Raw genomic sequence first — 23,681 nt, forward strand, 5'->3', positions numbered from 1 at the left:
AGGCATGCCCATGAGCACAGCAGGGACCAACCGGTGGGACACGCTCGACTTCGGTCCGCCGGGATCCGACCTCGAGCAGACCGAGCCACCGGTGACCGTCGACTACCGCTCGGGCGGCGCGGTCGCCGTGATCACCCTCAACCGGCCGCGCGCCGACAACGCCATCACCACGGAGATGGGCGCGCTGCTGACCGAGGTCGTCGAGACCATCGCCGTCCGCCCGGCTGTCCGCGTCGTCGTCCTGACCGGCGCCGGTGACCGAGCGTTCTCCGTCGGGAGCGACCTTCGTCAACGAAAGAACATGACCAAGGAGGACTGGCTGCGCCAGCGCCAGGACTTCGACCGCACCCTCTACACGGTGCGCCAGCTGCGCAAGCCCATCTTCGCTGCGGTGAACGGGATCGCCTACGGCGGTGGCTCCGAGCTCGCACAGAGCACCGACTTCATCATCGCCGCCGAGAACGCCACCTTCGGCCAACCCGAGGCGATGCTCGGACTTGCCGCGGGCGGCGGATCACCTGCCCTGCTCCCGCGACTGCTCCCCCCAGGCAAGGCACTGCAGATGCTCATGACCGGCGACCCCATCACGGCGGACGAGGCGCATCGGCTCGGGATGGTCAATGAGATCCACCCCTCCAGCGGACTGATGGATGCCGCGATGCGCATCGCCGAGAAGATCGCCAGCAATTCCCCGACCGCCGTGCAGGCAGTCAAGCGTGCTGTCCGCCTCGGCGAAGGACAACCGATCGAGCAGGCCATCGCGATCATGATGGATTCGCACTGGCGTTCGGCCATCCACCCCGACCGCATCGAGGGCATCGGCGCCTTCAACGACGATCGCGAGCCGACGTTCGCCGATCCCGACTACTGAACACCCAGCTCGGCGTCACCCACCAGCCGACCAAGGAGACTGCGACATGGCAACTGCAGGCGAGCTCGAGGCGGCGCGGGCGGCGCTCCTGATGATCAATCCCGCTCCCTACAACGCCGAGGCACCTCCCGCGGCGCTCAGCGGGGACACCACACCGACCGAGCTGCACTACGTGCGCAGCAACTTCGCCGTCCCGCAACACGACGGCACGCTCGAGATCGGTGGAGCGGTGGAGAACCCGATCACGCTGAACCTCGACGACCTGCGGGCCATGCCGGCCACCGAGGTGACCGTGACGCTCGAGTGCGCCGGAAACGGGCGCCTCGACATGCGCCCGCTACCGACCGGCGAGCCATGGGGCGACTATGCGGTCTCCACCGCCCGCTGGACTGGTGCCTACCTGCACGAGGTGTTGGCCCTGGCACGTCCCATCGCAGCCGGGGTCGACGTCCGCTTCGAGGGTGCCGACCACGGCGCATACCACCTCAAGCCGATCCTGCCCGAGACCAACAAGGACGACCTGTCCTTCGTGCGAGCCCTCCCACTGGCCCACGCCGTCGACCCCGCGTCCGGGATCCTGATCGCCTACGAGATGAACGGCGAGCCGCTCGGTCCGGATCACGGTGCACCGTTCCGCGCCATCGTGCCGCACTGGTACGCCGTCGCCTCGGTCAAGTGGCTCAAGCACATCGACGTCCTCACCGAGCCGTACGCCGGGGAGTTCCAGACCGGCCACTACATGTACCAGTGGCCAGACCGACCAGAGGAACCCGTCAGCCTGATGCGCGTGCGCGCGCGGATCACCGATCCCGCACCAGGAGCCATCATCAGTCCTGGCACCTACACCGTCCGAGGCAAGGCGTGGTCCGGGACCGGGCCCGTGACCCGCGTCGAGGTCAGCCTCACCGGCGAGGGCGACTGGTACCCGGCAGAGCTTGAGCCAGCCAGAGGCCCCCACCAGTGGCAGGACTGGTCCTTCGCCTGGCCGGCACGGGACATCGGCCGGCACACCCTGCGCGCACGGGCCACCGACGCCGGCGGCAACGTCCAACCCGACGTCCCGCCGTGGAACCGCCTCGGGTACGGCAACAACGCCATCGAGGTCTCCTACGTCGACATCTGCTGAGCACGGTCGTGGACGCTGACGACCCGAGCTTTCACGGCCCGTAGATGGTCAGGACGAAGCGGCGCCGGCCGTAGTCGGGACGTGGATGAGCTTGCGGTTGACGAACTCGTCGATGCCGTACGGGCCTAGCTCGCGCCCCACACCGGACCGCTTGGTGCCACCGAACGGCAACTCCGGGCCGCCGCCCTCCGGCGCGTTGACCCATACCATCCCGGTGTCGAGCCGGTCGGCGACCTCGAACGCCACCGCCGGGTCGGAGTGGTAGACCACGCCCCCCAACCCGTACGTCGTGTCGTTGGCCAGCGCGATCGCCTCATCCGCGTCGTGGACCCGGTACACCACTGCGACTGGGCCGAACAGCTCCTCGTGGTAGGCCCGCATCCCCGGCGTGACATCGGTCAGCACCGTCGCCTCGACGAACGCGCCCGGCCGGTCCAGCCGGCGCCCACCGGTCTGCAACGTGGCGCCCTTGCCGACAGCGTCCTCGACCTGGGCCAGCAGGCCGACCGCAGCTGCTTCGGAGGACAGCGGCCCGTACGACGTGGCCGCGTCGGTGGGATCGCCGGTCGTCTGCGCGGCCATCGCCGCAGTGAACCGCTCGACGAACTCGTCGTAGAGCCCATCCGCGACGATGAAGCGCTTTGCGGCGTTGCAGGCCTGCCCGGCGTTACTCATCCGGGCTGCCACGGCAATGTCGACGACGCCCGGCAGGTCCGCGGTGTCGAGCACGATGAAGGCGTCCGACCCGCCGAGCTCGAGGACGACCTTCTTCAGGTTCGCGCCGGCGACGGCGGCTACCGCGGCGCCGGCCCGCTCGCTGCCCGTGACGGACACACCGTGCACCCGCGGGTCGGCGATGATCTGCGCGACCTGGTCGTTGGACGCGAAAACGTTGAGGTAGGCGTCCGTGGTGAGCCCGGACTCGCGGAAGACCCGCTCAATAGCGAGCGCCGACTCGGGGCACTGGGGTGCGTGTTTGAGGATGATCGTGTTGCCGACCAACAGGTTCGGGGCGGCGAAGCGGGCGACCTGGTAGTAGGGGTAGTTCCACGGCATGATTCCAAGCAGTGAGCCGATGGGCGCCTTGCGGACGAACGCGATGCCGTCCGAGTCAGAGTCGAGTCGCTGGTCGGCGAGCAGCGTGGGGGCCTGGTCCGCGTAGTAGCGGTAGATGCCGGCTACGTACTCGATCTCGGCGACGGCTTCCGCCGTGGGCTTCCCCATCTCCCGCGTGATCAGTGCTGCCAGTGCGTCGACCCGCTCCAAGTAGCGGTCGGCCACCCGGTACAGGACCGCCATACGCTCGCCCAGCGTCGTGCGGCCCAGCGCCGCGAACGCCGCGTTACTGCGGGCCAGAATGTCCGCAATCTCGGTGTCACTGGCCGTCAGGTACTCGCTCTCAACCGCGCCCGTGGCGGGGTTGACCACCCGGTAGTCGCTCATCGGAACAGCCCTCCGTGTGTGGCCGGCTAGAACCGCCTACCCGTTGGATGCTGGCGGCACGATGGTCGCCCCCAGCTGCTTGAGATGATCAAGCTCGTCGAACAACATTGCCTCGGCGACGATCTTCCCGCCGTCCAGCCGGGCAAGACCAAAGCCAACGTTCGTCCAACGTTTGCCGGTGGCTGGAACTCCCTCCCACTCACCGGAATGGACTCCACTTGTGGCGACCCGGATCGCCACCTGGTCTCCCTCGCCGACGATGTCAGTGATCTTCATGTGATGATCACTGAAGGGCAGCGTCGTCAGGACCTCGCGCCATTCTCCGGCCAACTCCGGGCTGAGTACTTCTTCCAACGAATCCAGTTCGAGGGTGTCCACCATCTCCACCAACCGCTGGACGACAGCCTTGTTCTCTTCGACCGACATGAGGGCCTCCCTGGCGTGCAGTCCGGCCTGCGCCCGGCTGACGTTACTCGCGCGCGAAGGCAGCGGGGCAGCCCCCAATCGAACCTCCGCACACGTCGGCGATCCGCTCCATCCAACGGTCATGTGGAAAAGATGACGACACCCCGAGCATCCCGGCCAGATCATCACCAGTGGGACTTGCTGGCACCTTTGCCAGCTTCGCCGCGTCGGACCTCGTACTTGTCTTGGACGCTGTTCTGCTCCTCGTGAGGGGACCCGCCGGACAACATGTGACGGTGGAACGCATCACCGCGACGGATGCCTTCTACCACGAGTCCGCGTTTCAGTGCCTGACAAGGCGGGATGGGTCTTAGATGACTAGGCGAGCAGAGATTGAGTGGCATTTCGCGTTCCCCCGTGCGTCCCAGCTGAAGATTCCTCGCCGTGCTCGGCGCACGGGCCGCTCCCGCGTGTGATCGGAGATAGGTCGGATGGATGCGCTGTCGCTGACGCTGGTCCTGACCATCATCTTCGGCTGGTGCCTGCTCGCCCGCCTCTTACAGCGAGCCGGGCTGACCGCTCCGATCGTGTTCGTCGCTGCCGGCTTTGTGCTCGCAGAGGGGCTGGAGATCCTGGATCTCACACTCGAACCGCACTTGGTCAAAGAAATCGCCGAAGTGACCCTGGTGTGGGTGCTGTTCGCCGACGCTTCAAGGGTTCGACCGAGCCAGTTCCGAAGAGACCTCGGCCTGTACGGGCGGCTGCTCGGGGTCGGGCTGCCGTTGACCGTAGCGCTGGGAACGGCAGTTGCACTGGTGGTGCTCGACGTCGACGTGTGGGCGGCTCTGCTGATCGGTGCCGCGCTCGCGCCGACCGACGCCGCCCTCGGCGCCGCCGTGATGTCCGACCCTGCAGTCCCTGGCAAGGTTCGCCGCGCGCTCAACGTCGAAAGCGGCCTCAACGACGGCATCGCCACCCCCATCGTGTTGGTGGCGATCGCCGGGGTCGCCGCAAGCGAAGGAATCGCCGGCGTGGAGAGCCCGAGCCGAGCTGTTCTCGCGCTGCTGGTCGGGGTGCTGGCCGGCGCCGCAGTCGGCGGGGCCGGCGGCGCGGCCACCCGCCTGGCCCGACGCCGAGGATGGCTTTCCGAGGAACTCTCCGGTCCCGCCGTCCTGGCCTTGGCGCTGCTCGCCTACACCGGGGCCTTGTTGGTCGACGGCAACGGATTCGTTGCCGCCTTCGTTGGCGGTCTGGTCTTCGGCGCGGTCGCCGGACGAGGCGGTGAAAAGGAGATCTACTTCGTGGAACAGTCGGGCGCCGTGGCGTCGATGGCCAGCTGGCTGATCTTCGGCGCCTTGGCTGTCCCGCTGATCGGCGACGCGTGGACTCCGCACGTGCTGGGATACGCCGTCCTCAGCCTTACCGTGATACGGATGCTGCCCGTGGCGCTCGCCCTCGCTGGCGCCGGTTTCGACCGGTTCGCAGTCGCGTTCGTCGGCTGGTTCGGACCCCGAGGGCTCGCTTCGGTGATCTTCGCGCTGCTGGCAGTGGAGGATCTGCACGACACGGGGAAGAACCTCGTCGCGGTCATCGCTTTCACCGTCCTGCTCAGCGTCGTCGCTCATGGCTTCAGCGGCGGGCCGCTCGCGAAACGGTTCACCGAATCACCCAACCGAAGCACCGCACCCCGCTGAACTCGAAGTGCACCGCGACCTCGCCGGCCAGCAGCGTGGAGGGCAAGGAGCCCCGGGCCGTGATCGGTCCTCCAAGTCCGTCCTACCCATCTCAACGTCCCGTAAAGTACCCGCCGCCACCCCGTCAGCTGCCAAGGGGAACTTGCGCCAACTCGGAAGGTCCAGCCGTCGGATCGGACGAGTGAGCCTGGCGACCGGCGCCGACCAGGACCTGCAGGCATGCCAGGAGCACCACGACGATGGCCAGCGACCACCAGACCCGCGACAGCGAGACGTCGTTTCCCCAGAGCAGGCCCACGATCCCGAGCGCAATGATCGCGGCGCGCAACCACGCGATGTTCGCCAGCACCCAGCGACCGGCGCCTGCGACCGCACCGGCGCCCAGCCGGGAACCAATGCCTTCGAGTCCACCGACCACCGTGGAGCGCACTGCCGTGCCGTACCGGTTCGAGCCGGCGAACCAGCCCGCCATCACCAGGACCAGCCCGAAGGCGAGCAGCACCTGCTGACCGCGCTGAAGGAAGGCGAGCAGGGTGTCGTAGAAGACGCGGCTGGCCGGCCCGAATGTCGTCCCTGCCAGCTGGTTCACGAACAGCTGCTCTCCGACCGACAGCGCGAGCGCAATCAGGAGAGCGTTGCAGGCCACGACCGCTCCGATCGCCACCGTCATGCGTGGCCGGCGACGGGCGAGCAGGAAGGCAGCCAGATAGAGCAGTCCGACCACCGGGAGGAGCCAGCGGGCCACGGGGTTGCTGAAGGCGTAGATGGTGCGCAGCTGCTTCACCTGTGGTGCTTCCAGGAGGACGATCTGCCGGTCGGTCTGCGGGACCGGGACGTTTTGCACGATCGTCAGCCCGCGGTCGACCAGCCGCTGCTTGACCTGGGCGATGACGTCGTCAACGTCGAGCACCAGCTGGTCGCCCTGAACGGAGACGGCACCAGTTGCCTCGCCGGTCAGCACCCGATGCATCGCCTGTTGGGTGCGCGTGGTGAGCCTGACCCAAAGGTCCGCGAACTCGTCCGAGGCGATGAAGGTTCGCACCTGGCGCTCGATCAGCCCGTCGACTGCGGCATCTATGGGTCCGGCCAGCTGCTGGAGCCGGGGCCTGTCCGTGATCACCCCCGCAAAGGCGTTGTTGAGGATCGCCTCCACGTCGACCTGCTGTTCGATGGCGTCGGTCACGGTGGTCGCGAGGGCGTCCTGGACCTCGGGCGAGTTCACCAGCGGTCCGACGGTGTCCACGAAGCGCTGGGTGTCGTTCAGCGTTCGCTGGCCCCAGTAGGCCACCGCTGCCGGTGTGGTCAGCAGGGCCGCGAGCACCACGCAGACGACGGCGGCGATGCCGCGCCCCCTCGACGGCCGCGCCGGTTCTGGGTTGGACGTCTGAGCGGGGACTGCCCCTGTTGCCGCGGCATTCGCGCGGTTCTGGCTCTCGTCAGACATGACCATCTCCTCGGACGCCGCAGCAGGGACACAACCATGGTCCTGGTCGCAGTGCCGCGCTGTCTTCACCCGAACCGCGTGAACCTGTCCCGCCTCAGCGGCTACTGGTCCGGGTCGGACCCCGACGGCGCCGTCGTCCCGGCGGCGGCCTCGACCGCTGCGGTCACCGTCGAGTGGAGGTGGTCCTGGCCGAGCATCTCGATCAGGCCGAACCGCCCGAGCGCCGCTTCCAGCGGGTCGGTGGCACGCGCGAGGCGCATGTCCACGTTCCGCGCCAGCAGCCCGTCGTGCAGCTCGCGCAGCCCCGTCGCGGCGCTCGAGTCCACGCCGGGCACGCCGGCCATGTCGAGCACCACGTGTCGGGTCGGAGCCGGTGCTGCATCCACCGCGGCCCACACTCGTCGCTTGAAGAAGTGCACGTTGGCGAAGAACAGCCGGTCGGAGAACCGGTACACGACAGTGCCGGGGGTCACCGCGACGTCGGCGCCGCTGACGTCGGCATAACGCTGCTCGCTGGTTGACCAGCCGAGTACCGCGTCGTTCGGGCGAGCGATCCGGCGGACGACGTCCAGCAACGACAGCACGACGGCCACCACCAGGGCCGTGAGCACCCCGAGGTTGACCACGGCCAGGACGGTGACGGCTGCAATGACGACCTCGGCACGGTCGCCGCGGGTCAGGGCCCGCCACTGGTCCGGATCGATGAGCCGGACCGCCGCCATCACGATGATCGCGCCGAGGCTCGCAGCCGGCAGGTACTGGATGGGTTCGGTCAGTACCAGCAGGACGACCAGGATGGCAAACGCACCGACCAGCCCGACGATCTGGCTGGTGGCGCCCGCCCCGAGGTTGACTGCAGTCCGCGAACCGGACGTGCCTATCGGCATGCCCTGGGTGATGCCGGCGGCCGCGTTCGCCGCGCTGAAGGCCAGCAGCTCCTGGTCGGCGTCGACCGTCTCCCCGCGCTGGGCCGCGAACGAGCGCGCGGTCAGGATCGAGTCGGAGAACCCGACGAGGAAGATTCCGGCGGCGACCCCGGCCAGCTGGACCCAGTCCCGGGCGCCGATCTTGGGGACGACGAACTCTGGCAGCCCGGCGGGCACTGGCCCGGCCACGCTGACACCGTGCCCCGCCAGATCGAGCCACCAGGACACCACGATTCCCAGCACGACCACGACCAGCGCGGCCGGGAAACGCGGCCACAGGTACCGCAGCCCGATCAGCAAGCCGAGCGAGACGACCGCGAGGGTCACCGTGGCGGCGTTGGCCTCACCGAGCTGGGACACGATGTCGCCGGCGGCGAGGATCGCGTTGTCCCGGTCGCTGGACAGCCCGACGAGCTTGCCGAACTGCCCGAGCACGAGCAGGATCGCGATACCGGTGATGTACCCGACCAGGACGGCCTGGGAGAAGTAGTCGGCGATCCAGCCGAGGCGTATCAAGAACGCCGCGAGATACACCCCGGCAACAAGCGCGGCGAGCGCCGACCCCAGGACCGCGTACTCGGGCGAGCCCGCGGCTGCCAACGGCGCGAGCCCCGCGCCGACCAGAAGCGCGAGGGTTCCCTCAGGCCCGACCACCACCCAGGGGGTGGAGGCGAGGAACGCGTAGACGACCAGCGGCAGCAGCAGCGAGTACAGGCCGGCAGTCACCGGCAGGCCGGCGATGTCCGCGTACGCCATGGCTGAAGGCAGCGCCAACGCCGCGACGGTGATGCCTGCGACTGTGTCCGTGCGCAGGCGTCCCGGGCTGTAGCCGCGGATGGCGGAGAGCAACGGGAGGTACCGGCTGCTGAGTGGTGCCTTCCGCGCGGAACGGAACGGCCGACGGCCGTCGTAGGCGGCCGCGAACGGCTCCAGCTGCACGGACGGCGTCCGCCTGGCCGGCGCACCGGCCTCGCTGGCCGGCTGCTCCCGGTCGTCGTGACCGGCTTCGTCCACCGCGATCGCCGCCAGTCTGCCCTCTGCGGTTCCGCGGCCGACTCGGCGCTGGCACGATCCGGTCGTCCCGGCCGCAGGAAAGGCCCGACACCAGGCCCGCTGCCACTATGCCAGCCGGGCTGTTCGGTTGTGCGTTCGTCGATGATGTCCGGGTCGTGTCCGAGGGAGATCAGACGACGAATGCGGACAGGGCATCCAGGAAGTCCGTCCGCCCGGGCTGGGCCTTGACGACCTTCCCGCGCTCACGGTCCAGCCACTCCTTCCAGAGGCGCTGATGGCCCGGGTCCAGCCGACCGTGGTAGTCGTTGAGGCGGGCGAGAGCCTCTTGCCGGACGGCCGGGTCCGCGCCCGCCCAGGGGTACACCTTCTCGGTGACGACGACGCCGAGCAGCTCGAAGAACGAGATGCTCGCGGCAGCCATGGTCGCCGCGCGGCGGTGGAAGTCGTTGGTGAAGCCTTCGACGTAGCCGAGAACCTCGGTGTTCGACGCGGCGTCCTGCGCGCCCTTGCTGATCAGAGCCAGGTCCAGGTCCGACATCTTCTTCTTGGCGACCTGCTGCTTGAGCCAGTCGTCGAGTCCGGCTTGTCCGGGCGCGGCCTGCCAGGTCCTGATGGCCTCAAGCACCTTGACCTTGTGCCGTGCGTGCACCATCTCGTGCCGGATGGTGCGCAGCGACAGGCCCTTGTCCGCGCTGAGGGCGACCGGCCCGAGGATGACGGCGATGGCCACCTCCGGCACCTGCTTCTTGGTCGGGGCCAGCTTGACCCCGAACTTGCCCGCCTTGTCGACCCAGGCCGTGTGGCCGCTCTCGCCGGCCTTCAGGGTGAAGTTCAGCCCGGGTTGGGCGGTCTTGCCGTCGGTGCTGGGGATCGATGCCAGGTTGAAGCCTGGGATCTGGTCCATCCCGGCGGTGATGGCGATGTCGCGAAAGAGCGCCTCGTACGCGGCCACTGACGGTTGGGCGACCGCAGCCTTGTACGCGGCGGCCCACTGCTGGTCGTTCGTGGTGCCGGTCGGGTTCAGGGTGCTGACCGGCGGATTCTCTGGAGTGGGCGCCCGCTGGGCACGCGCGGCGTTGGCCGGCCTCAGCAGCTGCGCGACAGCGTGGTTTCCGGCCTGCCGCTGCAGCTGCAGGATCGGTTCGAACGGCCCGGTTGGTTCCTCGCGAGAGGGTGCGGTCGAGTGTGGACGAAGCCACCTCCGCGTGGACGGGCGCTGCGTCTTCAGCTCACCCATGGAACGAGCATGACCTGTATTGGTGGCGGCTGGAATGCCCGTCGACGGAGCGCGAAGCGCCGAGCCTCATACACCCGGTTCCTCGGCCTGGAGCGCTGGAGATGCGCTGATTTCAGCAGCATGGGGCGACGGCTGGGCAAGACAGTCAAGGTTGCGCCAGATTCCGGGAGTGCGTGTCCGGACGTTCCCAGAGTCTCGTGCGAGAGTGCTGCCATGAGCACGGCGATGTCGTTCGACGAAGACATGACTCGCCGAGTCGTCGACTTGTACACGACGCCGGATGTCGTGGCCCAGCGCGAGGCGACGCTCGAGATCTTGGACCCGCAGGTGGGCGAGCGCGTACTCGACGTCGGCTCGGGGCCAGGCTTCTTGGCCGCCGGGATCGCAAGCCGCGTCGGTGAGTCCGGTGCCGTCTTTGGCGTCGACGTGAGCGAGCCGATGATCGCGCATGCGAGAGGTCTCGAGGCGGCACCGGGCGCTGCGACGATGACTTTCGGGCTCGGCGATGCAACAGCGCTCGGCTTCCACGATCAGAGCTTCGATGCGGTGGTCTCGACCCAGGTCTTCGAGTACGTGCCGGATATCGGGACGGCGTTGACCGAGGTCCACCGGGTGCTCGTCCCCGGCGGGCGGGTGCTCATTCTCGACACGGACTGGGACTCGCTCGTGTGGCACACGAGCGACCGCGAACGGCACGGACGGGTGATGAGCGCGTGGCAAGAGCACCTCGCGGATGCGTGGCTGCCAAGAACGCTCACTAGGCGACTCGAGTCCGCCGCGCTGGCGGTCGAGCGTCAGGACGTGCTCGTGCTCCACAATCCGTCGTTCGACCCGCGCTCGTTCAGCGCCGGCGTGATGCAGTTGATCGCCAACTTCGTCCCCGGCCGGCGCGGCGTCACCGAGGAGGACGCATCCGCCTGGCTGGCCGACCTCCAGGCCCTGGGGGCGGGTGGGGAGTACTTCTTCTCGGTCAACCGATACCTGTTCCTGGCCCGCCGAATCTAGCTGCGCTCCCCGGCGTGACGGGAGCGCTGCCTCGGCGCTCGCGGTGGATATGGTCGGCGGCTGACGTCATCGCGCCTACGCAGCTGAGCGGCAAGCGCACTCAGCAAGGAGCCCCGGCCCGCATTGGGCCGGGGCTCCTTTGATGCTCAGTCCTAATGTCCGCGTGACCGAATCTCGGACATTGATGGCCGAATCCGCGACGTTGCTGTCCGCGTCAGCAGGAAAATTGCATGACCGTTGACATCAGCTGCAGCCGGAGGTGCTCCCGCAGCCCTCGCAGACGTAGCAGGAACCGGCCGGGCGCATCTTCGTCCCGCAGGTCATGCACATCGGGGCGTCAGCCGCCTTGCCCTGGAACTTCTCCAGCAGCTCGGCCGAGGAGTGCACCTCGCTGTCGGAGAGCACCTTCGCCGATGCCGCACCCGCGCCGGACTTCAGCTCGGCTGCCTCGGTCGGAGCCTTGGCGGACGGCTTCACCGGCACGCCTTGGGACAGCGACACGATCTCGGCGGCGTCCGCGTCCTCCTCGTCCGAACCCGAGGTCGCCTCGGCGTCGGTCGCCGTGTACGAGCCGGTCTCGAGCTGGCGCTGACGCTCCTCGGCGGTGTGGATTCCCATGAACGAGCGGGTGTCGAAGTCCAGGTAGTCCAGGGCCAGCCGGCGGAAGACGTAGTCCATGATCGACTGCGCCATCCGGACGTCCGGATCGTCGGTCAGACCAGCTGGCTCGAACCGCAGGTTGGTGAACTTCTCGACGAAGGTCTCCAGCGGGACGCCGTACTGCAGGCCGATCGAGACGGCGATCGAGAAGGCGTCCATCACCCCGGCGAGGGTCGAACCCTGCTTGCCGAACTTCAGGAACAGCTCGCCCAGGCCGTCGTCCGGGTAGGACCCGGCCGTCAGGTAGCCCTCGGCCCCGCCGACGGCGAACGAGATCGTCTGCGACGGACGGCGCTTCGGCAGGCGCTTGCGCACGGGGCGGTACTCGACCACCTTCTCAACGGTAGCCTCCGCCGCGCCGTCGTACGCCTTGTCAGCGCCCTTGGCCTTGGCGTCGGACAGCGGCTGGCCGACCTTGCAGTTGTCGCGGTAGACGGCCAGCGCCTTCAGTCCGAGCTTCCAGCCCTGCAGGTAGACGTCCTCGATCTCCTCGACGGTGGCCGTCTCCGGCAGGTTGACCGTCTTGCTGATCGCACCGGACAGGAACGGCTGTGCCGCAGCCATCATGCGAACGTGACCCATCGGGGCGATGGACCGCGCGCCCATCGCGCAGTCGAACACCTCGTAGTGCTCGGGCTTGAGACCGGGCGCGTCGATGACGTGGCCGTTCTCGGCGATGAACTCGACGATCGCCTCGATCGTCTCGGTCGTGTAGCCGAGCTTCTTCAGAGCTCGCGGGATCGTCAGGTTGACAATCTGCATGGAGCCGCCGCCGACGAGCTTCTTGAACTTGACGAGCGAGAAGTCCGGCTCGATGCCGGTGGTGTCGCAGTCCATCATGAAGCCGATGGTCCCGGTCGGAGCGAGCACCGAGGCCTGCGCGTTGCGGTAGCCGTTCTTCTCGCCCAGCTTGACCACGTCGTCCCAGGCCTTGGTGGCCAGGCGCTGCACGTCCTTGTCCAACGTCGTCAGGGTGCGGATGGCGTCGTTCGCGGCTGCGTGCTTACGCATGACCCGCTTGTGCGCGTCAGCGTTGCGGGCGTAGCCCTCGTACGGACCTACGACCGCGGCCAGCTCGGCGGAGCGCTTGTACGCGGTGCCGGTCATCAGCGAGGTGATGGCGGCGGCGAGCGCACGGCCGCCGTCGCTGTCGTACCCCAGCCCGGAGGCCATCAGCAGCGCGCCCAGGTTGGCGTAGCCGATGCCCAGCTGGCGGTACTTGCGCGTCGTGTCGCCGATCGGCTCGGTCGGGAAGTCCGCAAAGCAGATCGAGATGTCCATCGCGGTGATGACCAGCTCGACGGCCTTGGCGAAGGTCGCGCCGTCGAACGTGTCGTCGTCCTTGAGGAACTTGAGCAGGTTCAGCGAAGCGAGGTTGCAGGAGGAGTTGTCCAGGCTCATGTACTCCGAGCAGGGGTTGGACGCAGTGATCCGGCCGGTCTCGGGGTTGGTGTGCCAGTCGTTGATGGTGTCGTCGTACTGGATGCCCGGGTCCGCGCAGGCCCACGCGGCCTGGGCGATCTTGGTGAACAGCCCCGCGGCATCGACGGTGTCGATGACCCGGCCGTCGGTGCGCGCCTTCAGGCCGAACTCGCCCTTGGCCTCGACCGCACGCATGAACTCGTCGGTGACGCGCACCGAGTTGTTCGCGTTCTGGTACTGCACGCTGGTGATGTCGTGGCCGCCGAGGTCCATGTCGAACCCGGCGTCGCGCAGGACGCGGATCTTGTCCTCCTCGCGCGCCTTGGTCTCGACGAACTCCTCGATGTCGGGGTGGTCCACGTCCAGCACGACCATCTTGGCCGCGCGACGGGTGGCGCCACCGGACTTGATGGTGCCGGCGCTCGCGTCCGCACCACGCATGAAGCTGACCGGGCCGGAGGCCGTGCCGCCCGAGGAACGCAACAGTTCCTTGCTCGAACGGATCCGGGAGAGGTTGAGGCCGGCACCGGAGCCGCCCTTGAAGATCAGCCCCTCTTCGCGGTACCAGTTCAGGATCGAGTCCATCGAGTCGTCGACGGCGAGGATGAAGCAGGCGCTGACCTGCTGCGGCGACGAGGTGCCGACGTTGAACCAGACCGGGGAGTTGAAGCTGAACACCTGGTGCAGCAGCGTCCAGGTGAGCTCGTGCTCGAAGATCTCGGCGTCCTCCGCGGTGGAGAAGTAGCCGTGCTCCTTGCCCGCCTTGACGTAGGTGAGGACGACGCGGTCGATGAGCTGGCGCAGACTCTGCTCACGCTGCTCACTGCCGACGGCACCGCGGAAGTACTTGGTGGTGACGATCGTCGACGCGTTCACCGACCAGAAGTCGGGGAACTCGACCCCGCGCTGCTCGAAGATGGTCTCGCCCGTCTTCCAGTTTTGCTGGACGACGTCGCGACGCTCCCACGTCACCTCGTCGTACGGGTGCGTACCGGGAGTCGTGAAGATGCGCTGCACACTCACGCCCTTGCCCTGCTCCTTGCGACGGGAGCTTCCTCGAGCGCCGCTCGTGGTCTCTGTCATGTGTCCTCGTCCCCTTGCCCTGTCTGTGTCAACGCCCCTGGCGTGACCCGTATTGCCTGCTGAAGTCTGTTACTGCTGTGAACCGTGTGACTCGTGTGGTGCTGTTCGGAGCGAGTCGCTCCGAGGAAGCTCGAGTGGTGACCGCCGGTGGCGTCGGCTTCCCCTCCGCCGCCACCGGCGGTGTCTATGTGGCGCGCCCCGGCCCAGGGACGTCGGCGCCGTCGGCACGCTCGCCCGGCTCGACGCCCATGGCGTCACGCTCGGCGCGCAGCAGGACGATGGCCGACTCGAAGTCCTCCAGCGAGTCGAACGCCTGGTAGACGCTGGCGAACCGCAGGTAGGCCACCTCGTCGAGCTCGCGCAGCGGGCCCAGAATGGCCAGCCCGACCTCGTGCGCCTCGATCTCGGCGCAGCCCGTCGCACGGACCGCCTCCTCGACGCGCTGGGCGATCATCGCCAGGTCGTCCTCGCCGACCGGCCGGCCCTGGCACGCCTTGCGCACGCCGGAGAGCACCTTCGCGCGGCTGAACGGCTCGGTCACCCCAGAGCGCTTCACCACCGACAGGCTCGCCGTCTCGACCGTCGTGAACCGGCGCCCGCAGTCGGGGCACTGGCGACGGCGCCGGATCGAGGATCCGTCGTCGGTGGCCCGGGAGTCCACGACACGCGAGTCGGTGTGGCGGCAGAACGGACAGTGCACGGCCGCCTCCTCTCAACGGGTCGTCAACGGATCGTCCGTCTCACCCAGCACCGACAGCCGAAGGGGCGCCCGAGTTGGGCCGGAACCCCCGGTTTCTAAGGTGCGGATCTCGTCTGTTGTGGACGGATCTGTGGATCACCTGGGGAGAACCTGTGGGCGACGGACCACAACCTGTGGACGAGTCACATCGGTGTAACTACTAGATGTTGGGGTAGACGCTAGACCGCAATCCAAGGACGCGCAAGGACCGCCACCCGATTGGTGTCCGTGTCGCAACACCGCGTGCTCCCCGGGGCGACCCACACCTGGATCGACCACATCCGCCACACCAGCACCAGCGCCTCGCGGCTGAACCGTAGACGCGTCACGCGCTCGACAGTTGGAGCGACGGCTCAGGAAGCCGGGACAGCGATCCGCTGGCCGGCCTGAACGAGGGCGGAGGGCAGTGCGTTGAGCTCGAGGATCCGCTGGACCGTGTCACGGCGGTCGACGGAAGGCGCGACCTCACCCGCGATCGCCCAGAGGGTCTCGCCCGGCGCGACCGTCACGTACCGGGTCGGCACCGGTGCCGAGTCGGTGCCGGCCAGGCCGACCCCGCCGACGAACAACGAGGCGACGATCGCTGCGGACGCCAGCATCCCGGTGATCACCAGTCGGCCGCGGCGAGTGAGCCGCAGAGCGGCCGTGGGGGCCGGGGCGACCTGCGAGCGGGCGCCCCATTTCGAACCGACCGGGCGGGCAGGCCGAGCCGCGGGCGCGCGGTGCCGCATGGACGGCGGAGCGGAGATGGTGATCGCGGTCATGGCTGGCCTCCGGGGAAGAAGAGGATCGAACGGTTGTTCGATCGAACGCCTGTACGATTTCTAGCACCGGGACTCGTCGTTGTCGAGTCCTGGCCGAACACTCGTTCGACTCATCCGTCTCATCCGTGCTCAGGAACACCACATCAGAGACCACCGACAACGGCCGCCCGAGCACCCAGGACCGGCAACACGTTCGAACAGATGTTTGAATCGAGCCCGTCCAGGCCCTACGGTGATCGCACCGCCCCGACCAGGAGGAACGCGATGGCCACGCTCGGACGACCGCCCGCCGATGTGCACGAGATGCCCGAGCGCGACTCCGGCGACGGCCTCACCGCGCGTCAGCGTCGGGTGCTCGAGACCATCCGGGACAGCGTCGAGAGGCGCGGCTATCCGCCCAGCATGCGGGAGATCGGCGAGGCGGCCGGGCTGGCCAGTCCGAGCAGCGTCTCGCACCAGCTCGCCGCGCTCGAGCGCAAGGGCTTCCTGCGCCGCGACCCGCACCGGCCCCGAGCCATCGAGGTCATGTCGCCGGACGGTCCGTCGGCCGCGTCCGCACAACCGGCCGCGGCTCCACTGGACGACCCGACCGGCTCGGGCGACGCCCGGCCCACGCCGTCCTACGTCCCGGTGGTCGGCCGGATCGCGGCTGGCGGTCCGATCCTGGCGGAGGAGGCCGTGGAGGACGTCTTCCCACTCCCCCGCCAGCTCGTCGGCGAGGGGCAGCTGTTCCTGCTCAAGGTGGTCGGCGACTCCATGGTCGACGCCGCGATCTGCGACGGCGACTGGGTCGTGGTCCGGCAGCAGCAGACCGCCGAGAACGGCGACATCGTCGCCGCGATGCTCGACGGGGAGGCGACGGTGAAAACCTTCAGGCGCCGCGACGGGCACATCTGGCTGATGCCGCACAACCCCGCCTACGAGCCCATCCCCGGGGACGAGGCGACCGTGCTCGGCCGCGTCCAGGCGGTCCTACGCCGGATCTGAAGGCCGACGCCGCCTAGCGGCGAGCGGTTGGCGCCTGAGCCTGCGGCTAACCGACGATGGCCAGACCGGCGATGCTGTGCCTCGCGATGGCTGACCGAACGCACTCCGACGGCCTGACGACGGACACCACGGCCGGCCGGGCGGCTCGGCGAAGCTCGAGGAGCAGCCAGACGCCGGGCAACCCGAAGCTCGTCACGTGCTCGGCGAGCACCTGCACCGGACGACCGGAGGTCCCGGCGACGTCGGACTCGAGGTCAGCCACGAGCTCGCGGACCTCAGCGTGCAGCTCGTTTCCGATGGCGCCGTGCAGCACGACCAAAGCACCTGCTTCGTGGTCGATCAGCAGGCTGACCGAGCCCATCTCGTCGTCGAATGACGGGGGGTCTTGGATCTCCAGCGACATGGCAGCCTTCCAGAGCGGCTCCCACGACCGGCGGGGAACGGCTTCATGAACGGCTCGCCACACAGCTGGACGAGACGGGCGTCACCCTAGCAACGACGCGGACCCCGCCAGCACAAGTGCGTCGCCGACGCGCGCGACGTCCCCGTCGTCGTTCCACAGGTGGAAGGCGATCCGGACCAGACCGGCCCGGCCGGCGACGGTGCAACCGGCCAGTCCCAGCTGCTGCGCGATGGCGCCGTCCGCGTCGGGTAGCGACAGCACTGGCCGATCCTGCGCCGGCATTCCCAGCCGGGCACGCAGCCGGTCGGCGAGCCGAGAACCGTGCGCCCGCTCCGCAGGCGTGAGCGAGGTGAAGAGCTCCAGGGACGGCACTGTCCCGACCCACGACAGCCACGCCGGCGAGACGTCGAACCGGCGCGCATCGGGGGCCAGGTCCATGTCCGGGCCGTAGCAGGAGCCCCAAACCGAGTCCCCCGCGTACCAACCGGCGTTCACCGGTCGGATCTGCTCCAGCAGTCCGGGCCGGATCGTGGCGAAGGCCGATCCCCTGGGCGCGCAGAGCCACTTGTAGGCGGAGCAGACGGTGACGTCGAACTGCGAGGCGTCGATGTCCATCCAGCCCGCCGCCTGGGTCGTGTCGCAGAACGTGAGCGCGCCGACCCGGCGGGCCGCCTCGACGACGGCGGTGGCGTCCACCACCTGGCCGTCGGCCGACTGGGCCAGCGAGAAGGCCACGACGTCGCACCCGGCGGCAACCGCCTCGGGCAGCTGCTCCAACGGCACGTGCTGCACGCTCACCGAGCGATCGGCCTGGACCAGGAACGGGAAGACCATCGAGCTGAAGTCGCCGTCCACGCAGATCACGCGGCTGCCGGGCGGCAGGCTGGCGGCCAGGGTGCCGGCCGTCACCGACACCTGCGACCCGACCGCGACCCAGGAAGATGGCACGCCGACCAGCTGGGCATACAGCTCGCGAGCCCGGTTGACCACGGTGTCGTAGCCGACCGCGCAGGCGTACCCGCGCTGCCAGGCGTCGACCGCGTCGCGCACCGCGTCCGCGGTGGCCCGCGGCGGCAGCCCCAGGGTGGCCGCGTTCAGGTAGCCCGGAGCAGCGTCGAACGCTGGGTGCCGCACGGCAGGAGCTGACGTGTCCGTGGCGAGGGATGGCGCGACAGCGGGTTGCGTACTCATCCACCCAGGGTGACGGGACCGTGGAAATAGCACAACGACCGGCTCTGTCCGGTTTCGATAACCTGACGTTATGCTTGGCCGCATGATCGACGTGAACGCACTGCGCGTCGTGCGGGCCATCGGCGACGAGGGCGGCTTCACCGCGGCCGCCAACGCGCTCGGCTACAGCCAGCCCGCGGTCAGCCAGCTCGTCCGCCGGCTCGAGCAGCGGATCGGCACGCCGTTGGTCGAGCGGCACGGCCGGTCCGTCCGGCTGACCGAGGCCGGGCAGGTGCTGGCCCGGCACGCGGTCACCGTGCAGGCCGCGCTGGATACCGCGGACGAGGAGATCGCCGCCATCACCGGCCTTCGAGCCGGTCGAGTGCGCGTGATGGCCTTCCCGTCGTCCTCGGCCTCGGTGGTGCCGCGTGCGCTGGCCGACCTGCGCGCCCGCCATCCCGGCCTGCAGGTGACCTTCAGCGAGGGCGAACCGCCGCAGTCCCTGGCCGCCCTGCGCTCGGGTGAGTGTGATGTCGCCGTGGCCTTCACCTACCCCGGCACGGGTGCGGGCCGCGACGTGGACGACCTCGCCGGACTGCTCACCGTGCCGCTGCTGGACGACGAGCTGCACGTCGTCCTGCCCGCCGACCACCCGCTCGCCGACCAGCGGCGGATCGGGCTCGACCAGCTGCGCGACCAGCCGTGGATCGCCGGCTGCCCGCGCTGTCGCGGACACCTGATGTCGCTGGCCGAACGGGACGGCTTCACCCCGCGGGTCGAGTTCGAGACCGACGACTACGTGGCCGTGATGGGCCTGGTGGCCGAGGGACTCGGGGTGGCCCTGGTGCCCGGGCTGGTGCTGCGCACGACGACGCACCAGGCGGTCGTGACCCGGCCGCTGCACCCGACCTCGCTGCGGTCGGTGCTCGCGGTGACGACGTCCGACCTGCGCCGGGTGCCGGCCGTGGATGCGTTGATCACCTCGCTGCAGAGCGCCTCGCGCTGACCGCTGCCCTACCGTGACTCGCATGCCGGACCAGCTACCCGCCGTGCTGCTCCAGGTCTGGGGGGTCGAGCGGGCCAAAGTGCCCTCGGCCATGCTGCGGATGGCCAGCACGCGCCGGCTGCTCAGGCAGGCTCCCGGCCTGCGCTTCCGCAAGCTGCTCGGCACCGGCAGCGGCCGCTCCTTCACCGTGCGGGACGCCGACCCACGGCACTGGGCCTTGCTCACCGTCTGGGACGACGACGCGCCCGCCGCGCGCTTCCTGGACGGCCACCCGGCACTCGACTCCTGGGCCGCGGTCAGCCGCGAGCGCCTCGACGTGCACCTGCGTCCGCTCGCCTCACGCGGCCGGTGGTCCGGTACCGAGCCTTTCGGGAACCCGTTGCCCGGCAAGACCTTCGGGCCGGTGGCCGCCATCACCCGGGCCAGGATCCGGCCGCGCAAGGCGCTCACCTTCTGGCGCGCCGTGCCGCCGGTCTCGCTGGACCTTCGCCAGACTCCGGGCCTGCAGCTGGCGATCGGGATCGGTGAGGCACCGGTCGGGCTGCAGGGCACCTTCAGCCTGTGGGACGACGCGCAGTCCCTGAACGACTTCGCCCACCGCCGCCGTCCGCACGTCGAGGCGATCCGCCGGACCGAGCAGGAACGCTGGTACGTCGAGGAGCTGTTCGCGCGTTTCGCGGTGACGACGGTCCGGGGCAGCTATCACGGCCGCTCGTTCGAGATCGACCGAGGCGCTCGCCCGGACGCAGACCGACCGAGCCCCTAGACTCGCCCATCGTGACGGTCCGTACCCGAACGCGCCGCGGCGCAGGCCCGGTCCGCAGCACGACCCACTCGCGGACCCGCCGGCTGTGCGCCGTGCTGGCGGCGGCCACTGTGCTGGCCCAGATCGCCTACCCGCTCACCGACGACACCGACGCGCTACGTCGGCTGACCATTGCGACGGTGCTGCTGTTCGCCACCACCTCGGTGCTGCATGCGGCGGCCACCCGCGGAGTCGGCTGGGCGGCCGGCCTGTTCGTCGTCGCCGGCGGTCTCGGTCTGGCTGCGGAGGCCGTCGGCGTGCGCACCGGATTCCCGTTCGGGCACTACAGCTACACCGGCTCGCTGGGACCGGAGGTGCTGGACGTCCCGGTCGTCGTGCCGCTGGCCTGGGTGATGATGGCCTACCCCTGCCTTCTGCTCGGGCGGCGGCTGTCCCGAGCCGGCGCCAGGCGCCGCCGGCGAGCGACGCCGTCCTCGCTGGTCGTCGTCCTAACCGGCGGGCTCGCGCTGGCCAGCTGGGACCTCTTCCTCGATCCGCAGATGGTGGCCGCCGGGTACTGGACGTGGGCCGACCCGACTCCCGCCCTGCCTGGCATCCCCGGCATCCCGCTGACGAACTTCGCCGGGTGGGTGCTGGTGGCCCTGGTCATGATGGCCGTCCTGGAGGCCGTGCTCCCGCCGGGCAAGGACGGCGCCGAAGGTGTTCCCGGGGCGCTTCTGGCCTGGACCTGGGCGGGCTCCACGCTGGGCAACGCGGTGTTCTTCGACCGTCCCGGCGTGGCGATCTGGGGTGGCGTGGCGATGGGGATCTTCGTGGTGCCCTACCTGTACCTGTGGTGGGACGGGCGACCATGAGCCTGCGCGGCATCGCCCGCGCGCTCACCTGGTCGACCTCTGCGGTGGCCGTGGCGCTGACCGCGCACACCGCGTGGAACGTGCGGAACCTTCGCCGTCCACCGTCCCCGCCGCAGCCGCCGGGTGAGTGGGTGTCCGTGCTGCTGCCGGTGCGCGACGAGGCGCACCGGGTCAAACCGACGATGCAGGCCCTGCTCGCCGCTCTGGACCGCTGCGCGGGCCGGGCCGAGCTCGTGGTGCTGGACGACGGGTCCAGCGACGGCACCCCCGCGGTGGTGCGCGCAGTGGCCGAGCATGACCCACGGGTCCGGCTGGTCGCGGGCGAGCCGTTGCCGCCGGGGTGGCTCGGCAAGCCGTGGGCGTGCCATCAGCTGGCCGGGCAGGCCAACCACGCCAGCACCGTGCTGGTCTTCGTGGACGCCGACGTGCGGGTGACGCCGGACGCCGTCGCCGCCACGGTCGGGCAGCTGCGCGACAGCGGGCTCGACCTGGTCAGCCCCTATCCACGCCAGGTGGCGGGCACGGTGGCCGAGCGGCTCGTGCAGCCACTGCTGCAGTGGTCCTTCCTGACCACCCTGCCGCTGGCGGTCGCCGAGCGGTCCGAACGGCCTGCCCTCTCGGCCGCCAACGGTCAGCTGCTCGCCGTCGACCGCGGCGCCTACGAGCGCGCGGGTGGGCACGCGGGCGTGCGGGCCGACGTCCTGGACGACCTCGCGCTCGTGCGATCGGTCAAGCTCGCCGGCGGCCGCGGCGGCGTCACCGACGGCACGGAGCTGGCGACCTGTCGGATGTACGACGGGTGGGCGGACCTGCGGGACGGGTACGGAAAGTCGCTGTGGGCGGCCTTCGGTGGTCCGAAGCGCGGCCTGGCCACCATCGGCGGGCTGAGCCTGGTCTACGCCTGGCCGGCCGCGGCGGCTCTAGGCGGCTCCCGGGCCGGCGCCGTCGGCTACCTGGCCGGCGTCGGTGGGCGGGTGCTGACCGGACGGCGTACCGGCGCGCGGGTCTGGCCGGACGCGCTGGCCCACCCGGCGTCCGTGGTCCTGTTCGGCTGGCTCACCGCCCGGTCGGTGCTCGAGCACCGTCGCGGCACGCTGCGCTGGAAGGGCCGTCCGGTCCGCTGACCGGCCGGTAGCCTCCCGCCATGGCACGGATCGTGGTCGTCGGCGCCGGCATGGGAGGTCTTGCCGTCGCCGCCCGGCTGAGCGCCCAGCGCCACGAGGTCACCGTGATCGAGCAGGGCGACACGATCGGCGGCAAGCTCGGCTGGTTCGCCCGGGACGGCTTCGCCTTCGACACCGGACCGAGCCTGCTGACCCTGCCGGCCACCTACCGGGACCTTTTCTTGAAGACCGGCGAGCCGCTCGAGCGCTCGGTCGAGCTCGTCGAGGTCGACCCGGTCTGCCGGTACCGGTTCGCGGACGGCACCTGGCTCGACCTGCCAAACGCCTCCCGCGGACGCACCGTCGCCGCGATGGACGCCGCCCTCGGCGCCGGTGCGGGCGCGCAGTGGGCCTCCCTGATGGACCACGCGGGCGCGGTGTGGGAGATCACCCGGGGGCCGTTCCTGGAGTCCCCGCTGGATGGCGCCCGGACGCTGGTCGGGCTGAGCCGCCGCACCCGCGACCTGGTCACCGTCGCACCGTGGCGGACCCTGCGCGGCCTCGGTCGCCGGTACCTGCGCGACCCCCGGCTGGCGATGATGCTGGACCGCTACGCCACCTACTCCGGCTCCGACCCGCGCCGGGCGCCCGCCGCGCTGGTCACGGTGCCGTACGTCGAGCAGACGTTCGGCGCGTGGTACGTGCGCGGCGGTCTGCGTCGGCTCGGCGACGCACTGCACCAGCGGGTCCTGGACACCGGGGCGCAGGTGCTGACCAGCAGCCGGGTGAGCGAGGTGCTGGTCGAGTCCGGTCGGGTCGGCGGCGTCCTGCTGGCCAGCGGGCGTCGGGTCGACGCGGACGTCGTCGTCTCGGACGTCGACGCCACGCACCTGTACGAGGACCTGGTCCGGGTCCCGGAGGCCGACAAGGCGCGGCGCGGGCTGGCCCGGACCACACCGTCCCTTTCCGGGTTCGTCATGCTGCTGGCCCTGCGTGGCCGGACGCCGGACCTCGCGCACCACACCGTGCTCTTCCCCGAGGACTACGACGACGAGTTCGACTCGGTCTTCGGCTCCGGCCGCCACGCCGGCGCGCCACGCACCGCGCCCGACCCGACCGTCTACGTCAGCGCGCCGGACGACCCGACGCTGCGCCCGGACGACCAGCACGAGTCGCTGTTCGTCCTGGTCAACGCGGCGCGGCACAGCGTCGAGGACCCGACCGCCGGGATCGACTGGGACGCACCGGGTCTGGCCTCGGGCTACGCCGACCGGATCCTGCAGGTGATGGCCGAGCGCGGCCTGGACGTCCGCGACCGGGTGGTCTGGCGCGAGCTGCGCACCCCGGCCGACCTGGCCCGGACGACGGCCAGCGACGGCGGCTCGATCTACGGGTCGAGCAGCAACGGCGTCCGGTCCGCGTTCCTACGCCCGGCGAACCGGTCGCCGGTCCCGGGGCTGTTTCTGGTCGGCGGCTCGGCGCACCCGGGCGGCGGCCTGCCGCTGGTCGCGATGTCCGCCGCGATCGTGGCCGAGCAGATCGGCCGGGCCTGACCGTTG

The 23,681-nt window shown here is 69.9% G+C and carries 20 protein-coding genes; 10 read left to right on the top strand and 10 right to left on the bottom strand.

Going from position 1 to position 23,681, the window contains the following annotated elements:
• The first annotated feature begins 10 nt into the window (after positions 1-10).
• A complete protein-coding gene (locus ACPPVT_RS12640) occupies positions 11-871 on the top strand; it encodes an enoyl-CoA hydratase/isomerase family protein (protein ID WP_426560741.1) in 861 nt (286 codons plus the stop codon).
• Between the two features lie 46 nt (positions 872-917).
• Complete coding sequence (locus ACPPVT_RS12645) at positions 918-1,997, top strand: sulfite oxidase (protein WP_426560743.1); 1,080 nt, start codon at positions 918-920, stop codon at positions 1,995-1,997.
• A gap of 48 nt (positions 1,998-2,045) precedes the next feature.
• Here ACPPVT_RS12645 and ACPPVT_RS12650 read toward each other — a convergent pair whose 3' ends face one another.
• Both ACPPVT_RS12650 and ACPPVT_RS12655 read right to left on the bottom strand, forming a co-directional pair.
• Positions 2,046-3,440 (bottom strand): NAD-dependent succinate-semialdehyde dehydrogenase, encoded by a 1,395-nt coding sequence (locus ACPPVT_RS12650; protein WP_426560745.1) that lies wholly within the window; start codon positions 3,438-3,440, stop codon positions 2,046-2,048.
• A gap of 36 nt (positions 3,441-3,476) precedes the next feature.
• Positions 3,477-3,866 (bottom strand): ester cyclase, encoded by a 390-nt coding sequence (locus ACPPVT_RS12655; RefSeq protein WP_426560747.1) that lies wholly within the window; start codon positions 3,864-3,866, stop codon positions 3,477-3,479.
• Between the two features lie 470 nt (positions 3,867-4,336).
• On the opposite strand from ACPPVT_RS12655, the gene ACPPVT_RS12660 reads away from it, so the two are divergent.
• The gene (locus ACPPVT_RS12660; protein ID WP_426560749.1) at positions 4,337-5,539 is read left to right on the top strand and encodes a cation:proton antiporter; all 1,203 of its coding nucleotides are present in this window, start codon (positions 4,337-4,339) and stop codon (positions 5,537-5,539) included.
• 124 nt (positions 5,540-5,663) lie between these two features.
• Here ACPPVT_RS12660 and ACPPVT_RS12665 read toward each other — a convergent pair whose 3' ends face one another.
• From ACPPVT_RS12665 to ACPPVT_RS12675, 3 genes are all read right to left on the bottom strand, one after another.
• The gene (locus ACPPVT_RS12665; RefSeq protein ID WP_426560751.1) at positions 5,664-6,983 is read right to left on the bottom strand and encodes a hypothetical protein; all 1,320 of its coding nucleotides are present in this window, start codon (positions 6,981-6,983) and stop codon (positions 5,664-5,666) included.
• Between the two features lie 101 nt (positions 6,984-7,084).
• On the bottom strand, positions 7,085-8,923 hold the full coding sequence (locus tag ACPPVT_RS12670) for a SulP family inorganic anion transporter (RefSeq protein ID WP_426560753.1): 1,839 nt from the start codon (positions 8,921-8,923) through the stop codon (positions 7,085-7,087).
• Between the two features lie 169 nt (positions 8,924-9,092).
• The gene (locus tag ACPPVT_RS12675) at positions 9,093-10,160 is read right to left on the bottom strand and encodes a hypothetical protein (RefSeq protein WP_426560755.1); all 1,068 of its coding nucleotides are present in this window, start codon (positions 10,158-10,160) and stop codon (positions 9,093-9,095) included.
• A 213-nt stretch (positions 10,161-10,373) separates the two neighbouring features.
• On the opposite strand from ACPPVT_RS12675, the gene ACPPVT_RS12680 reads away from it, so the two are divergent.
• Positions 10,374-11,165 carry a methyltransferase domain-containing protein gene (locus ACPPVT_RS12680; RefSeq protein WP_426560757.1) on the top strand — a complete coding sequence of 264 codons (792 nt, stop codon included), beginning with the start codon at positions 10,374-10,376 and terminating at the stop codon, positions 11,163-11,165.
• Positions 11,166-11,408: 243 nt separating this feature from the next.
• Here ACPPVT_RS12680 and ACPPVT_RS12685 read toward each other — a convergent pair whose 3' ends face one another.
• The 3 genes from ACPPVT_RS12685 to ACPPVT_RS12695 form a co-directional block, all read right to left on the bottom strand.
• Positions 11,409-14,330, bottom strand: a complete 2,922-nt coding sequence (locus ACPPVT_RS12685; RefSeq protein WP_426560758.1) for a vitamin B12-dependent ribonucleotide reductase — start codon at positions 14,328-14,330, stop codon at positions 11,409-11,411.
• A gap of 184 nt (positions 14,331-14,514) precedes the next feature.
• Positions 14,515-15,030 (bottom strand): transcriptional regulator NrdR, encoded by a 516-nt coding sequence (nrdR, locus tag ACPPVT_RS12690; protein ID WP_426560760.1) that lies wholly within the window; start codon positions 15,028-15,030, stop codon positions 14,515-14,517.
• A gap of 392 nt (positions 15,031-15,422) precedes the next feature.
• Positions 15,423-15,833 (bottom strand): LysM peptidoglycan-binding domain-containing protein, encoded by a 411-nt coding sequence (locus ACPPVT_RS12695; RefSeq protein ID WP_426560762.1) that lies wholly within the window; start codon positions 15,831-15,833, stop codon positions 15,423-15,425.
• A 201-nt stretch (positions 15,834-16,034) separates the two neighbouring features.
• On the opposite strand from ACPPVT_RS12695, the gene lexA reads away from it, so the two are divergent.
• Complete coding sequence (gene lexA / locus ACPPVT_RS12700; RefSeq protein WP_426560764.1) at positions 16,035-16,820, top strand: transcriptional repressor LexA; 786 nt, start codon at positions 16,035-16,037, stop codon at positions 16,818-16,820.
• 46 nt (positions 16,821-16,866) lie between these two features.
• Here the strand turns inward: lexA and ACPPVT_RS12705 are convergent, their stop codons facing one another.
• Both ACPPVT_RS12705 and ACPPVT_RS12710 read right to left on the bottom strand, forming a co-directional pair.
• Positions 16,867-17,223, bottom strand: a complete 357-nt coding sequence (locus tag ACPPVT_RS12705) for a hypothetical protein (protein WP_426560766.1) — start codon at positions 17,221-17,223, stop codon at positions 16,867-16,869.
• 81 nt (positions 17,224-17,304) lie between these two features.
• Complete coding sequence (locus ACPPVT_RS12710) at positions 17,305-18,414, bottom strand: aminotransferase class V-fold PLP-dependent enzyme (RefSeq protein ID WP_426560768.1); 1,110 nt, start codon at positions 18,412-18,414, stop codon at positions 17,305-17,307.
• An 82-nt stretch (positions 18,415-18,496) separates the two neighbouring features.
• On the opposite strand from ACPPVT_RS12710, the gene ACPPVT_RS12715 reads away from it, so the two are divergent.
• Genes ACPPVT_RS12715 through ACPPVT_RS12735 form a run of 5 tightly spaced genes read left to right on the top strand, consistent with a single transcriptional unit; the run spans position 18,497 to position 23,675 of the window.
• The gene (locus tag ACPPVT_RS12715) at positions 18,497-19,399 is read left to right on the top strand and encodes a LysR family transcriptional regulator (RefSeq protein WP_426560770.1); all 903 of its coding nucleotides are present in this window, start codon (positions 18,497-18,499) and stop codon (positions 19,397-19,399) included.
• A 22-nt stretch (positions 19,400-19,421) separates the two neighbouring features.
• Positions 19,422-20,165, top strand: a complete 744-nt coding sequence (locus ACPPVT_RS12720) for a monooxygenase (protein ID WP_426560772.1) — start codon at positions 19,422-19,424, stop codon at positions 20,163-20,165.
• 11 nt (positions 20,166-20,176) lie between these two features.
• The gene (locus tag ACPPVT_RS12725; RefSeq protein WP_426560774.1) at positions 20,177-21,019 is read left to right on the top strand and encodes a carotenoid biosynthesis protein; all 843 of its coding nucleotides are present in this window, start codon (positions 20,177-20,179) and stop codon (positions 21,017-21,019) included.
• The gene (locus ACPPVT_RS12730; RefSeq protein WP_426560776.1) at positions 21,016-22,143 is read left to right on the top strand and encodes a glycosyltransferase; all 1,128 of its coding nucleotides are present in this window, start codon (positions 21,016-21,018) and stop codon (positions 22,141-22,143) included. The genes ACPPVT_RS12725 and ACPPVT_RS12730 overlap by 4 nt, the downstream gene beginning before the upstream one ends.
• Before the next feature lie 20 nt (positions 22,144-22,163).
• Positions 22,164-23,675: a phytoene desaturase family protein gene (locus ACPPVT_RS12735; protein ID WP_426560778.1), complete on the top strand. Its 1,512-nt coding sequence runs from the start codon at positions 22,164-22,166 to the stop codon at positions 23,673-23,675.
• Positions 23,676-23,681: the final 6 nt, after the last annotated feature.

The sequence above is a fragment of the Angustibacter sp. McL0619 genome (assembly GCF_049994355.1).
In the GTDB taxonomy this organism is placed as follows: domain Bacteria; phylum Actinomycetota; class Actinomycetes; order Actinomycetales; family Angustibacteraceae; genus Angustibacter.

Excerpts from the sequence above, each read along its gene's own strand:
- ACPPVT_RS12640 (WP_426560741.1), top strand. The coding sequence starts at position 11 with ATGAGCACAGCAGGGACCAACCGGTGGGACACGCTCGACTTCGGTCCG.
- ACPPVT_RS12645 (WP_426560743.1), top strand. The coding sequence starts at position 918 with ATGGCAACTGCAGGCGAGCTCGAGGCGGCGCGGGCGGCGCTCCTGATG.
- ACPPVT_RS12650 (WP_426560745.1), bottom strand. The coding sequence starts at position 3,440 with ATGAGCGACTACCGGGTGGTCAACCCCGCCACGGGCGCGGTTGAGAGC.
- ACPPVT_RS12655 (WP_426560747.1), bottom strand. The coding sequence starts at position 3,866 with ATGTCGGTCGAAGAGAACAAGGCTGTCGTCCAGCGGTTGGTGGAGATG.
- ACPPVT_RS12660 (WP_426560749.1), top strand. The coding sequence starts at position 4,337 with ATGGATGCGCTGTCGCTGACGCTGGTCCTGACCATCATCTTCGGCTGG.
- ACPPVT_RS12665 (WP_426560751.1), bottom strand. The coding sequence starts at position 6,983 with ATGTCTGACGAGAGCCAGAACCGCGCGAATGCCGCGGCAACAGGGGCA.
- ACPPVT_RS12675 (WP_426560755.1), bottom strand. The coding sequence starts at position 10,160 with ATGGGTGAGCTGAAGACGCAGCGCCCGTCCACGCGGAGGTGGCTTCGT.
- ACPPVT_RS12680 (WP_426560757.1), top strand. The coding sequence starts at position 10,374 with ATGAGCACGGCGATGTCGTTCGACGAAGACATGACTCGCCGAGTCGTC.
- ACPPVT_RS12685 (WP_426560758.1), bottom strand. The coding sequence starts at position 14,330 with ATGACAGAGACCACGAGCGGCGCTCGAGGAAGCTCCCGTCGCAAGGAG.
- ACPPVT_RS12695 (WP_426560762.1), bottom strand. The coding sequence starts at position 15,833 with ATGACCGCGATCACCATCTCCGCTCCGCCGTCCATGCGGCACCGCGCG.
- lexA (WP_426560764.1), top strand. The coding sequence starts at position 16,035 with ATGTTTGAATCGAGCCCGTCCAGGCCCTACGGTGATCGCACCGCCCCG.
- ACPPVT_RS12705 (WP_426560766.1), bottom strand. The coding sequence starts at position 17,223 with ATGTCGCTGGAGATCCAAGACCCCCCGTCATTCGACGACGAGATGGGC.
- ACPPVT_RS12710 (WP_426560768.1), bottom strand. The coding sequence starts at position 18,414 with ATGAGTACGCAACCCGCTGTCGCGCCATCCCTCGCCACGGACACGTCA.
- ACPPVT_RS12715 (WP_426560770.1), top strand. The coding sequence starts at position 18,497 with ATGATCGACGTGAACGCACTGCGCGTCGTGCGGGCCATCGGCGACGAG.
- ACPPVT_RS12720 (WP_426560772.1), top strand. The coding sequence starts at position 19,422 with ATGCCGGACCAGCTACCCGCCGTGCTGCTCCAGGTCTGGGGGGTCGAG.
- ACPPVT_RS12730 (WP_426560776.1), top strand. The coding sequence starts at position 21,016 with ATGAGCCTGCGCGGCATCGCCCGCGCGCTCACCTGGTCGACCTCTGCG.
- ACPPVT_RS12735 (WP_426560778.1), top strand. The coding sequence starts at position 22,164 with ATGGCACGGATCGTGGTCGTCGGCGCCGGCATGGGAGGTCTTGCCGTC.